The organism is Parabacteroides sp. APC149_11_2_Y6, assembly GCF_054506995.1.
This window is the reverse complement of record NZ_CP173709.1, coordinates 4,539,674-4,553,069: the sequence shown is the minus strand read 5'-3', so window position 1 is coordinate 4,553,069 and position 13,396 is coordinate 4,539,674. Positions and strand designations below refer to the sequence as shown.

Genomic DNA, 13,396 nt, shown 5'->3' with positions numbered 1-13,396 from the left:
CGATTTCAGTTTATTACTGAACCGGTGATGACGCAAAATGTTACTATGTTTTGCGTCATCCGTATTTATATGGGGTAAGTATCAGTTACACCGGCAAAACCGGTTGGCTCCACAAGTACAGGTTGGACCTCCGTCGCCGTTTAATATTTCATCTGTATAAAATTCATACATTTTCTTTTTGAGTTGAATGCTGATTCGTCTGAATTCACTGGCAATAAACTCGGGAGTTCCTTTGGCTCGTGAAGGATCATAAGTTCCCACGTGGAGGCGATGACGTACTTTTCCTGTAAACTCCGGATAGTTTTCATCAGCCGTATTACATAGGGTTATAACATAATCCCAAGGTTCGTCCAAGTACTGTTCTACAGGTTTAGGGCGTTTCATGCTGATGTCTATTCCTGATTTAGCCATGGTTTCGATAGCAAGCAAATTCGTTTGAGCGGCCGGTTTTGTTCCGGCAGAACAAACAGTCAAGCTTTTATCGAAAGATTGCAGCCAGCCTTCTGCCATTTGGCTGAGGCAACTATTATCTGTACAAAGTATTAATATTTTCATTGAATTGCTTTTTAATGAAGTCAAAAATAAGCAATTCCGTATTGATAGTATTTATGAGGCAAAAGGTCTTATCTATCAGGGTTGGGAATTCCGGAATTTTTATCCCGGAATAATTTTGTATCCTGCGGCAGTCAATACATATTGTATTTCTTCGATATGCTTCTGGTTGCGGGTTTCCATCTCAAGGCGCAGGTAACAGCCATTGATGTCCGTAGTGTGGCTTACCCGTTCGTGGAAGACAGACACCACGTTTGCCCCGGTACTGGCGATGATTTCGGATACATGCTGTAACTGTCCGGGTTTATCGACTAATTCGATAGTCATTGAATAAGAACGTCCGGACTTTTGCAAGCCTCTGCCGATAACGCGGGAAAGGATCGTCACATCGATGTTTCCGCCGGAAACCAGACAGATCACTTTTTTGCCCTTGATAGGAACCTTATTGAACATCGCAGCAGCAACAGCTACGGCGCCGGCTCCTTCGGCAATCATTTTATGCCGTTCGATCAGGGCAAGAATTGCTGTGGATATTTCATCATCCGATACGGTAACAATTTCGTCTACATATTTTTGGCAATATTCAAAGGTATGGATTCCGGGTTCTTTTACAGCGATACCGTCGGCTATTGTACGTACAAATCCCATACGTTCAATTTTGTTATTTTCGATGGAAGTCAACATACTGGGAGCACCGCTTGCCTGTACTCCATATACTTTGACTTTAGGATTCAGGCTTTTTATGGTAAAAGCAACTCCGGAAATAAGTCCGCCTCCTCCGATAGGTACAATTACGGCATCCACATCCGGTAACTGCTCCAGTAATTCGAGCCCGATTGTTCCTTGACCTGCTATGACATCTTCATCATCGAACGGATGGACAAATGTATATCCTTTTTCATCCCGTAACTGAAGAGCTTTCTGATAAGCGTCGTCGTATACTCCTTCGACAAGACAAACATCCGCACCATACCATTTGGTAGATTCTATTTTTGAGATAGGGGCATTATCCGGCAAGCAAATCAATGATTTGATACCTGCCGCTGTGGCAGCCAGGGCAACACCCTGGGCATGGTTCCCGGCAGAACAAGCCACAACACCATGCGATTTTTCTTCTTCTGTGAGCTGGGAAATCTTAAAATAGGCACCACGGACTTTGAAAGAGCCTGTTTCTTGCAGGTTCTCAGGTTTCAGGTAAATTTCACATGCAGGATTGATATGAGGAGCACTAACCAGGTCCGTGTTACGGATTACTTTTTTTAAAGCGAACGACGCTTGATAAATCTTATCGAGAGTAAGCATTTTTTCTTTTTGTTAAAACAATTGTGCAAAGGTATAAAACCTGCTATAAAATAGGATAGTAAAAGACAGGCTTTTTATTATTTCAGCATTTTTTGTATATTTACACCCTATTAGCATATGCGGGAAGCATGGTAATAAATGGAATAGAACAGGATAAAGCAACATATGAGACCGGAAGATATTACTGAACAGGATGAGAACGAATTGAACGGGGCTGATGAGCAACCAACCCCTGATAATGAAAGTGAAATAACAGATGCGGGAACGCATTCCGATTATAAAGTGCCCGGAAAGTCAGAAAGCCGTGTATCTTACCATCTTTCCGGCATGTACCAGAATTGGTTTCTGGATTATGCTTCTTATGTAATACTGGAACGTGCGGTACCGCATATCAATGACGGACTGAAGCCCGTTCAGCGCCGTATCCTCCACTCGATGAAGCGGCTGGACGATGGCCGTTACAATAAAGTGGCCAATATTGTAGGACATACCATGCAATTCCACCCTCATGGGGATGCTTCTATCGGAGATGCGTTAGTGCAGCTCGGTCAAAAGGACCTATTGATAGATTGCCAGGGTAACTGGGGGAATATCCTTACCGGAGACGGTGCTGCAGCTCCCCGTTATATTGAAGCCCGTCTCTCTAAATTTGCATTGGAAACAGTATTCAATCCAAAGACTACAACTTGGCAGCAATCTTATGACGGACGTAATAGAGAGCCGGTTACCTTGCCGGTTAAATTTCCTCTTTTGCTTGCTCAAGGGGTTGAAGGTATAGCCGTTGGTCTTGCTTCCAAAATACTTCCGCATAATTTTAATGAGTTGCTGGACGCTTCCGTTTCTTATCTGAAAGGTGAAGAATTTACTTTGTATCCGGATTTCCAGACGGGAGGTTTTATAGATGTCGGCAAATATAACGACGGTGAACGAGGAGGCTCCGTAAAAGTGCGTGCTAAGATAACCAAGCTGGATAACAAGACGCTGGTTATAAATGAAATTCCTTATGGAAAGACTACTTCTACATTGATTGAGTCGATACTGAAAGCAAACGACAAAGGTAAGATCAAGATAAAGAAGGTAGACGATAATACGGCACGTAACGTAGAGATATTGGTACACCTGGCTCCGGGTGTTTCATCCGATAAAACGATAGATGCTTTATATGCTTTTACGGATTGTGAAATAAGCATATCGCCTAACTGTTGTGTTATCATGGATAACAAGCCCCACTTCCTTACGGTAAGTGATGTGCTGAAACATTCTGTGGATGATACATTGCATTTGCTTCGTACCGAATTAGAAATACAGAAAAGCGAGATTGAAGAAGCGCTGTTCTTTGCTTCCCTGGAAAAGATATTTATTGAAGAGCGGATTTATAAAGATAAAGAATTTGAAAACGCGAAAAATATGGATGAAGCAATTGCCCACATCGATTTGCGTTTAACACCTTTCAAACCGCAGTTTATCCGTGAGGTCACCCGCGAAGATATCCTTAAATTGATGGAAATCAAGATGGGGCGTATCCTTAAATTTAATTCGGATAAGAGCAATGAACAAATCGCCCATTATAAAGAAGAAATAGAGGTCATAAACAACCATCTGGCAAATATTGTGGAATATACCATTAACTGGTTCCGGATGTTGAAAGAAAAATATGGAAAGAATTATCCGCGTGTGACCGAAATACGTAGTTTTGATACCATTGAAGCAACCAAGGTGGTAGAGGCTAATGAAAAGCTTTATATCAACCGTGCCGAAGGTTTTATCGGAACCGGACTGAAGAAAGACGAATATGTATGTAACTGTTCCGATATAGACGAAGTGATTCTTTTTTATCGTAATGGCACTTACAAGGTGGTGAAGGTCTGCGAAAAGATGTTTGTCGGCAAAGAGATACTGTATCTGAATGTCTTTAAACGAAATGATAACCGCACTATTTATAATGTGATATACCGGGATGGTAAAGCCGGTTTCAATTATATTAAGCGTTTTGCCATAACAGGAGTGACACGTGACAAGGAATATACCGTAACGAAAGGGACGGAAGGATCGCGTATTCTATACTTCAGTGCAAATGAGAATGGTGAAGCTGAAACGGTGAAAGTAATCCTTAAACCCCGCCCGCGTCAGAAATTGCTGGTATTTGAAAAGGATTTCAGCGATATTGTCATCAAAGGCCGTGGCTCTATGGGAAATATCCTTACGAAGGCGGAGGTACATAAAATCAGTCTGAAACAGAAGGGTAGTTCTACTTTGGGAGGACGTATGGTTTGGTTCGACCGGGATATATTACGCCTGAATTATGACGGACGTGGGGAAGAACTCGGGGAATTTCAAAGTGATGACCAGATTCTTGTAATTCTCCAAAATGGTGATTTTTATACGACGAATTTCGATTTGAGTAATCATTACGAAGCTAATATCCTGATAATAGAAAAATATAATGCAAATAAGATCTGGACTGCCGTTCTTTATGATGCAGACCAGAAATATTTCTATCTGAAACGTTTCCAGTTGGATGCCGGTAATAAGAAGCAGAATTTCCTTGGTGAAAATCCTAAAAGTCGCTTGATGATTCTGACGGATGAGAGATTCCCGCGAATGGAAGTTGTGTTCGGCGGCCATGATACTTTCCGTGAACCGCTGGTGATAGATGCGGAAGAGTTTATCGGAGTGAAAGGATTTAAAGCGAGAGGAAAACGTCTCTCCACTTTTGATATAGAAACGATCAATGAACTTGAGCCGGTCCGTTTTGCCCCGGCGGCACAGCCTGCGGTGGAAGGAAATAAAGAAGATGAAGATGAGGACGAGGAGGCAGATAAAAGCGATTCGGATATACTGGATGAAATAACTGGACAAATGAAACTTTTTGATGAATAGCTTATGAAAAATCCCCTTTGCCTGATGATACTCTTCTGGAGTTTGGCTCTGCCTGTTTATGCACAGTCGGACGAAAAAGAGATACCATGGTCTACCAATGAAAGTACAATGATTGGGGTTGGCGGTTACAACCTGAGAGATACATACCTGTCGCCCAGTACAGATATAAACTATACCGGTTGGATGGTGCGTGTGATGAATGAACGTATGAAAGTGACCCGCCTGGCTGATTATAAAATCTCCCGGCAGCAAATCGTGAATGTGGAGTTCGGTTCTACGCATAACGGAGCGAAGACTGCCAATGAATATGCCGGTTTTGTGAATTATTCCCTCGGTTACCATTATCGCTTTGACAAATTACCTGTAAAAGGCTTGAAAGTGTTGGCTGGAGCCTCTGCAGGTATTTCCGGAGGCTTTATATATAATACCCGTAACAGCAATAATCCGGTATCCGGAAAAGGAGACTTGGACCTGAGTTTGTCTGCTATGGCGATCTATAATTTTAAGATAAAGAATTTCCCGCTTACGTTGCGTTACCAGATGGACATGCCTTTTGCCGGAATGTTGTTCTCGGTTAATAAGGGGCAACCTTATTATTTCCTGAGCCAGGGGGATACGGATGGCATTATACGGTTCAGCTCTTTCCATAACAAATTTGTTATGAAAAACTATTTTACCCTTGATATACCTGTAGCCAATTTTACCGTACGTGCCGGTTATATGAACAGTATGTACCGTGCACATGTGAATGGCATCAAAACCCATGTGATATCCAATGCCTTTATGATAGGTCTTGTAAAAGAATTTGTTGCTTTCGGCGGTAAACGTCTGAAGAATACGGATAAATATAGTAGTGCATTTTATTGATACCTGTACATATGAAGTTACGTTTTACATATTGTTTAATATTCCTGGGATTGTTGCTTTCCGGTTGCGAAAAAGCAACGTATTATAATTCGTCACCTCGTGATAATTTCGAGGCTCTTTGGCGGATAATGGATGAAAATTATTGCTTTTTTGAGTATAAGGATGTCGATTGGAATGATGTTTATGACCGTTATAGTATCCAGATAAAGGATACGATGAATCAATATGATTTATTTAATGTTTTGGGGGAAATGCTGGCGGAGTTGAAGGATGGTCATACCAATTTGATTTCTTCTTTTGATATGTCCCGTTATTGGGGATGGTATGAAAATTTCCCCAGGAATTATAATAAGGAAGTTCACGATAAATATATGGGTACCGATTATAAAATAGCCGGAGGCCTGAAGTATAAGCGTATGGCAAACGACCAGGTCGGATATGTCTATTACAGTAGCTTCTCCAGTGGAGTAGGAGAGAGCAACCTGGATTATATGTTTTTATATTTTAAAGACTGCAAAGGGCTTATATTTGACGTACGTGAGAATGGCGGTGGCTCGATGAGTTATGCCGATCGTATTGCATCGCGGTTCCTGAAAGAGAAAATATTGACAGGATATACACAATATAAAAATGGTAACGGGCATAATGATTTTACAGAGCCTTATCCTGTGTATCTTTCTCCTTCGGAACGTTTATGCTGGTATCTTCCGGTTATTGTCATAACAAACCGTCATTCATATAGTGCAACAAACGACTTCGCAAATGTAATGCGGCTATTACCTCAGGTAACTCTTTTAGGAGACCGCACAGGAGGAGGAAGCGGTTTGCCTTTCAGTTCGGAACTTCCAAATGGATGGAGTATCCGTTTTTCTGCTTGTCCGGTGTTGGATGTAAATAAGAAACATACGGAATTTGGCATAGAGCCAAAGATTAAAGTAGAGATGACCCAGCAGGATATTATTGATGGTAAAGACCCTTTAATTGACACCGCAATAGAACGTATTTTAGCCTCTGATAATCCATAAATAAATCGTCATGTTATAATTTTATTGCATATTTTAGCATAATACGAATTATTCCGATTATATTTATCGGGATTAAACGCTTATGGCTATAAAAAACAATAAAATACTTTGGGCTGATGATAAGATTGATTTATTAAAATCTCATATTCTTTTTCTGCAAAAGAAAGGTTATGAGGTGACTTCTGTTTCCAGTGGGTGTGATGCGGTTAATCGTTTTAAAAATCATACGTTTGATATTGTTTTTCTGGATGAAAATATGTCAGGACATACCTTAATCCAGATAAAAGAAATGGATTTAAGAATTCCGGTTGTTATGATTACCGGAAGCGAAGAAGAAAGTATAATGGAAGAAGCTATCGGAAACGAGGTCGCTGATTTTCTGATTAGGCCGGTAAATCCTTATCAAATATTATTATCTATCAAGAAGAATGTACATTGCCATGAGATTGTTTCAGAGAAAGTTGAAATAAATTATCAAAGGGAGTTTGGCCGTATCAGTATGCTGATCGGTGATTCGGTCACTCCTGATAATTGGATTCAAATTTATAGAAAGTTGGTATATTGGGAATTAAGACTGGAAAATAGTAGTGTGACAATGACTGATCTGCTTCATGAGCAAAAGCGGGAGGCCAATTATGCATTCAGTAAATTCATAAAGAAAAATTATATCGACTGGATACAAAATCCGGAATGCCGTCCGTTGATGAGTCCGGATTTATTTAAAAAGAAAGTCTTTCCACTACTTGATAAAGAAGAAAAATTGTTTTTTATCTTGATCGATAATTTCCGTTTGGACCAGTGGACAATTATAAAAGATTTGTTGAAAGAATATTTCTTTTTTGATGAAAATATCTATTATAGTATTCTTCCTACAGTAACCCAATATGCCAGAAATTCAATATTTTCCGGGCTATTGCCTCTGCAAATAGAAAAGGTATTTCCGGCATTTTGGAAAGATGAAACTTTTGATAAAAGTAAAAATTCGGATGAAGAATGTTTGATTCGTACACAGATAAAACGATTTAGTAAACAATATAGCTTCTCTTATAATAAAGTATGTGATACATTTTGTGGAGATAAATTATTGAATACGCTTTCTCCTTTTTTTCAGAGTCAACTGAATGTTGTGGTGCTTAATTTTATGGATGAACTTTCACATTCCTGTGTTGAGAATAAGATAGTACGTGAACTGTCAAATACAGAAGCTGCTTTCCGGAGCCTTACACGTACTTGGTTCCAGTATTCGGGAACAATGGAGTTGTTCAGGTATATTGCACTTAACGGATATAAAGTAATTATAACAACAGACCATGGAATGATACGTGTAGACAGTCCCTTAAAAGTAATGGGGGATAAAAACACAAACGCCAATCTACGTTATAAAGTTGGCAAGAACATGGATTACAACCCGAAAGACGTATTTGAAATTTCTCATCCTGATAAAGTGGGGCTACCTTCTCCCAACCTGAGTAGTAAATATATATTTACAATGAACAGCGACTTTTTTGCTTATCCTAATAATTATCGCCACTATGTGTCTTATTATAGGGATACCTTTCAGCATGGCGGCATTTCTATGGAGGAAATGCTGATTCCTTTTATCACGCTGAAACCAAAATAATATTAACTTTGCGGGCATACAAAAAAGATTATAATCAATATAATATGGGTACAATCAAAATTAATAGCTTAGATACGATCCATGAAGCTGCAAAAGAGTTTATCGCAGGTATGGACGACCGTACGGTTTTTGCTTTTCATGGTAATATGGGGGCTGGAAAGACTACTTTTATCAAAGCAATTTGTGAAGAACTGGGTGTGGAGGACGTAATCAACAGTCCGACATTTGCCATTATCAATGAATACCGCAGTGACGAAACTGGTGAATTGATTTATCATTTTGACTTTTATCGTATTAATAAGTTGAGTGAGGCTGAAGATATAGGAACAGAGGATTATTTTTATAGCGGTGCGCTTTGTTTTATCGAATGGCCTGAAAAGATAGAGGATTTGTTGCCGGGTGATGTCGTAGACGTAACAATCACAGAAAATCCTGATGGTTCCCGAACTGTAGAAGTCGATTAATATGGGACCGTCCGAGTACTTTATCCTGATATTGTTTATTGCTCTGGGGGTCTTTTCCATAGTGGCAGCCTTGTTCGATTTCGACTGGTATTTTGAAACCAGTGGGGCAACTACTTTTGTAAGATGGTTGGGACGTAAAGGAGCCCGTGTCTTTTATGCCCTTTTAGGTGCCGGACTGATAGCTTGTGGTACGGCCGGATTATTATATTGGTAATTTTTTCCGCATATAAAAAGGCGCGAATAATACGATATTAACTCGTATTGTCCGCGCCTTTTACATTAACATATATCAGTTTCTCAAGCAAGCGTAAAGTCTAATTGCTTTCTTTCCAGATTCGCTTGGGCAACTTTTACTGATAAAGTATCTCCCAGACGATATGTCTGTTTGCTTCTGCGTCCTACCAGGCAATAGTTTTTCTCATCATATTCGTAGTAGTCGCCTACTAAATCCCGGATAGGAACGAGCCCTTCGCATTTGTTTTCAATGAGCTCAACATATAATCCCCATTCTGTAACACCGGAGATAACACCATCGAATACTTTGCCCAGTTTATCGCTCATGTATTCCACCTGTTTATATTTGATGGAAGCGCGTTCGGCATTGGCCGCTACCAGTTCCATTTCAGAACAGTGTTCGCAATATTCTTCATATTTGTTCTTTATCACGCTCCGTCCTCCGGCAAGGTAACGTTCCAACAAGCGATGTACCATCATATCGGGATAGCGGCGGATAGGAGATGTGAAATGTGTATAATAATCCATTGCCAGCCCGTAATGCCCGATATTTTCGGTTGTATATTTAGCTTTTTGCATGGAACGGATAGCCAGGGTTTCGATTAGGTTTTCTTCCGGTTTTCCTGCTACATTATCCAACAGGTTGTTGATGTTTTTGGACATTTCTGTTTTAGTACCCGTTGTTTTGAGTTTATAGCCGAAACGATTGATGAAAGAAGCGAAGTTTTCCAGCTTTTCCGGATCCGGTTGCTCGTGAACACGGTATACGAAAGTCTTCTTTGTTTTATTCTTGGGAACTTTACCAACAAATTCAGCAACGGTAAGATTTGCCAGTAACATAAATTCTTCAATCAACTTATTTGCCTCTTTGGCTACCTTAATGTAGGTCCCTATTGGTTTACCGTTTTCATCAATATCGAATTTTACTTCTGAGCGTTCGAAACTTACGGCTCCATGTTTGAAACGTTTGTCTCGCAATTTTTTGGCCAGTTCGTTCAGCGCCAGAATGGCTTCCTTGTGGTCGCCTTCTCCGGTTTCTATTACTTGCTGTGCTTCTTCATAGGTGAACCGCCTGTTACTCTTGATAACGGTACGGCAGATACGTGATTTAAGAACTGTCGCTTCATTGTTTAATTCGAAGATAGCGGCAAAACAAAGCTTCTCTTCATCCGGACGAAGCGAACATATCTGATTACATAAGCGTTCCGGCAGCATCGGGATGGTACGGTCTACCAGGTAAACAGACGTTGCACGGCTGTATGCCTCGCGGTCGATCAGACTTTCCGGCCTAACATAATAAGTAACATCGGCAATATGTACTCCGACCTCCCAGTTTCCATTATCCAGTAGACGTGCAGACAAAGCATCATCAAAGTCTTTGGCATCTTTCGGGTCGATGGTAAAAGTGAGAACATCCCGGAAATCTTCACGGATGGAGATTTCGGATTCTGCAATCTTATCAGATATTTTATTTGCAGCTTTCTCTACATTCTCCGGATATTTGTAAGGCAAATCAAATTCTGCCAGGATAGCATGCATTTCCGCATTGTTTTCGCCGGCAACCCCTAAGATGTCGATGACTTCTCCTAATGGGTTTTTGGCCTCGTCCGGCCATTCCACAATGCGTACAATGGCTTTGTCCCCATTCTTGCCGCCTTTCAGTTTTTCTTTCGGAATGAAAATATCGTTGGCAAGCGTTTTACTTTCAGTGATAAGGAAAGCAAAACCTTTGGTAACTTGCAGTTTGCCGATGATTGTACTTCTTTTGGAGTCGAGTACTTCTATAACCTCAGCTTCCGGTTCGGCTCCTTTTCGTTTGGCAAAAAGCTGGACTTTCACTTTATCGCCATCCATCGCGTGTCCGGAGTTGCGTTCGGCAACAAAGACCGGTGCTCCTCCATCTTCCGGGATGAAAGAGTTTTTCCCATTACTACGGCGGGTAAATGTTCCGATTGCAATAGTTCCCAGGTCATTATAGCGAAAACGTCCACGGTCTATTTCGGATATGAAATTTTCACTGGCAAGTTCTTGCAAAATTTGGGAAACCTGGACTTTTTGTACCTGATTTTCTGCGCCAATCAGGTTGCTTATCTGTTTATAATTGAATGACTGTTTGGGTGCGGATTTGAAAGCAGCCATAATGGAGTTTACAATGAACTCTTTTTTCAGGCGTTTGCCGGAGCTCTTTGCTCTTTTTTTAGGCTTTCCTTCTTTGTTTTTTTTCTTTTCTGTTTTATTTTTCGTCATATGTTTAAATGCATTAATTCTGAATTGAAACAAGATTGTTCCATTTTCCTTTCAGTATTGGAAATAAGTAGGTAGAGAGACTATTAAATATCCTCTTTACAAAGTAAACAATAAAATTTGAGATGCTGTTTATATTTGTATTAAATATTGGAAAGAGTATCTTACTCTCCGAAGTGTTGGGCTTTAACTCCGATAACGTTCGGTTTACAGTGGAATAGGCTTCCGCTTAACGGGTATTCTTTCAGTTGTTTATCTGATAATCCGGCACGTGCCGTTGTAATGTAAAGTGTATCCAGTTTTTTTCCTCCGAAGGCACAAGAGGCTACATTAGGCGCCGGAACTTCAACTTTAGCCAATAGTTCACCGGTATAAGGGCTATAACAATATACTCCATATCCACCCCAATGGGCTACCCAAAGATTATCATTGCCGTCTATTGCCATGCCATCGGGCGAACCGGTTCCTTTTGGTATGGTTACAGCCACACCGTCATATAATATATCCCCATTGTTTATGTCATAACGGAAACGGACAATACGATTAGTGGGGGTATCTACATAATACATGAAATTTTTTCGGGAAGACCATACGATGCCGTTTGAAATAGTCACATCCTTTAATTTGGCCGTGACATTTCCGTTCGGTTCCACACAGTATAATGTTCCGGCTCCTTGTGGAGCTCCAAATCCCATAGTTCCAATCCATAAGTTACCTCTCGGATCACATTTTCCATCATTGCAGCGAATTTTACCTTGAAGGTCTGGGATCGGTGTAATATGCGAAGTTTGTCCGTTATTGAGATTAATCCGTACGATTTCATTTTGAAGGGCAACAACCATAGTGGTATCGGTTTCAGGGACAACGGTAGAGACCATCTTGTCAAATTTCCAGGAAGTGCAATTCTGGCTATCCGGAGAGTATTCATAGAGAGTTTTTCCTTCGATATCTACCCAGAATAACGTTTTTCTTCCCGGATGCCAGATCGAACCTTCGCCAGTGGTGGCCTCGGCTTTGTATAATAATTCAGACGGTATATGTTTTACGTCGGGAGTGCAGGAAATAAAGGCCATAATAAATGTTGATAATACTAAGTTGCTAAATGTTTTTTTCATGCTGTGTATTTTCATATTTGTATGTTCGGTGTGAATACAAATATAGTAACAATAATTCACTATCTATTGATGCATGAAAAATTATTTATTGATAGATAGCCGTGTTTATGCTTCCGTTAACTGGAGCTAATGAATATTAAGGTAAAAGAGAACGTTTGCCTAAAAACTCCATGAATTTTTGTTTGTAGTTGTCAGATATGGGGATATATTCTTTTCCGAATACAATCCGGTTGCGCTCGATTATCTTGATTTTCTCCGGTTGTACAATAAAAGAGCGATGCACACGGATGAAATGGTCGGATGGTAGCATTTCTTCCATTGTTTTCATACTCATCAGAGACAGTATAGGGCGGGGTTCGTCCTCCACATATATTTTCACATAGTCTTTTAACCCTTCAATATAAAGGATTTTCTTCAATTCCACCTGCATGAGTTTATATTCGGTTTTAATAAATATGGACTCTATCTCTTTAGATGGATGAGGAGGAATTATTTTATTGTTTACCGGCAGCTCTTTGTTATTCCGGGCTAATTCATACCACTGTACCGCTTTGTTTGCCGCTTTTAGAAACTCAGAGAAACTGATGGGTTTTAAGAGATAATCCAGAGCGTTTACTTTATAACTATCAACGGCATATTGGCTGAAAGCAGTAGTGAAGATAATCCGTGTATCAGCTTCCAGCATCTTGGAAAATTCCATTCCACTTAGTTCAGGCATTTGTATGTCCAGAAAAAGTAAATCGACCGGTTCGCTATTAAGAGCGGTGAGAGCATTAACTGCACTATTGTATGTGCCTTTCAATTTCAGGAAGGGGGTTCTATTTACATAGCTTTCCAACAAATTGATAGCCAGAGGTTCATCGTCTATAATTGAGCATGTCAGTTCCATATGCCGAAATATTAATGGGTAGAAACAAAGATACATAAAAATCTCTGCTTTTTTTATCATTTGATAGGTAGGGAAATTTGTTTGTAAAAGAGTAGCTGAAGTTTCATGCCTTGAAACTTTTTGTTTCATCGGGTGGAACTTTTAGTTTCAACGTAATGAAACTTTTTGTTTCAAAGCATGAAATTTTTTTGAAACTACGTACA

At 40.1% G+C, this 13,396-nt stretch carries 11 protein-coding genes; 6 read left to right on the top strand and 5 right to left on the bottom strand.

From position 1 onward, the window contains the following. Positions 1-81: 81 nt before the first annotated feature. Both ACGE0T_RS18750 and ilvA read right to left on the bottom strand, forming a co-directional pair. Positions 82-555, bottom strand: coding sequence for an arsenate reductase ArsC (locus ACGE0T_RS18750; RefSeq protein ID WP_459188101.1), 474 nt, complete (start codon positions 553-555; stop codon positions 82-84). Between the two features lie 99 nt (positions 556-654). Further along, positions 655-1,854, bottom strand: coding sequence for a threonine ammonia-lyase (gene ilvA, locus ACGE0T_RS18745; protein WP_459188100.1), 1,200 nt, complete (start codon positions 1,852-1,854; stop codon positions 655-657). Positions 1,855-2,019: 165 nt separating this feature from the next. On the opposite strand from ilvA, the gene ACGE0T_RS18740 reads away from it, so the two are divergent. From ACGE0T_RS18740 to ACGE0T_RS18715, 6 genes are all read left to right on the top strand, one after another. Further along, positions 2,020-4,734, top strand: coding sequence for a DNA gyrase/topoisomerase IV subunit A (locus ACGE0T_RS18740; protein ID WP_459188099.1), 2,715 nt, complete (start codon positions 2,020-2,022; stop codon positions 4,732-4,734). Positions 4,735-4,737: 3 nt separating this feature from the next. After that, positions 4,738-5,601, top strand: a complete 864-nt coding sequence (locus ACGE0T_RS18735) for a DUF3316 domain-containing protein (RefSeq protein WP_459188098.1) — start codon at positions 4,738-4,740, stop codon at positions 5,599-5,601. Positions 5,602-5,612: 11 nt separating this feature from the next. Further along, complete coding sequence (locus tag ACGE0T_RS18730) at positions 5,613-6,626, top strand: S41 family peptidase (protein ID WP_459188097.1); 1,014 nt, start codon at positions 5,613-5,615, stop codon at positions 6,624-6,626. An 82-nt stretch (positions 6,627-6,708) separates the two neighbouring features. Then, complete coding sequence (gene porX / locus ACGE0T_RS18725) at positions 6,709-8,247, top strand: T9SS response regulator signal transducer PorX (protein ID WP_459188096.1); 1,539 nt, start codon at positions 6,709-6,711, stop codon at positions 8,245-8,247. Positions 8,248-8,291: 44 nt separating this feature from the next. Then, positions 8,292-8,711: a tRNA (adenosine(37)-N6)-threonylcarbamoyltransferase complex ATPase subunit type 1 TsaE gene (tsaE, locus tag ACGE0T_RS18720; RefSeq protein WP_459188095.1), complete on the top strand. Its 420-nt coding sequence runs from the start codon at positions 8,292-8,294 to the stop codon at positions 8,709-8,711. Between the two features lies 1 nt (position 8,712). After that, complete coding sequence (locus ACGE0T_RS18715) at positions 8,713-8,925, top strand: immunity 17 family protein (protein ID WP_459188094.1); 213 nt, start codon at positions 8,713-8,715, stop codon at positions 8,923-8,925. A gap of 83 nt (positions 8,926-9,008) precedes the next feature. On the opposite strand, the gene rnr is transcribed toward ACGE0T_RS18715, so the two are convergent. The 3 genes from rnr to ACGE0T_RS18700 form a co-directional block, all read right to left on the bottom strand. Then, positions 9,009-11,192 (bottom strand): ribonuclease R, encoded by a 2,184-nt coding sequence (gene rnr / locus ACGE0T_RS18710; RefSeq protein WP_459188093.1) that lies wholly within the window; start codon positions 11,190-11,192, stop codon positions 9,009-9,011. Between the two features lie 161 nt (positions 11,193-11,353). Next, complete coding sequence (locus ACGE0T_RS18705) at positions 11,354-12,262, bottom strand: SMP-30/gluconolactonase/LRE family protein (protein ID WP_459190513.1); 909 nt, start codon at positions 12,260-12,262, stop codon at positions 11,354-11,356. A 178-nt stretch (positions 12,263-12,440) separates the two neighbouring features. Next, on the bottom strand, positions 12,441-13,193 hold the full coding sequence (locus ACGE0T_RS18700) for a LytR/AlgR family response regulator transcription factor (protein WP_459188092.1): 753 nt from the start codon (positions 13,191-13,193) through the stop codon (positions 12,441-12,443). Between the last annotated feature and the right edge of the window lie 203 nt (positions 13,194-13,396).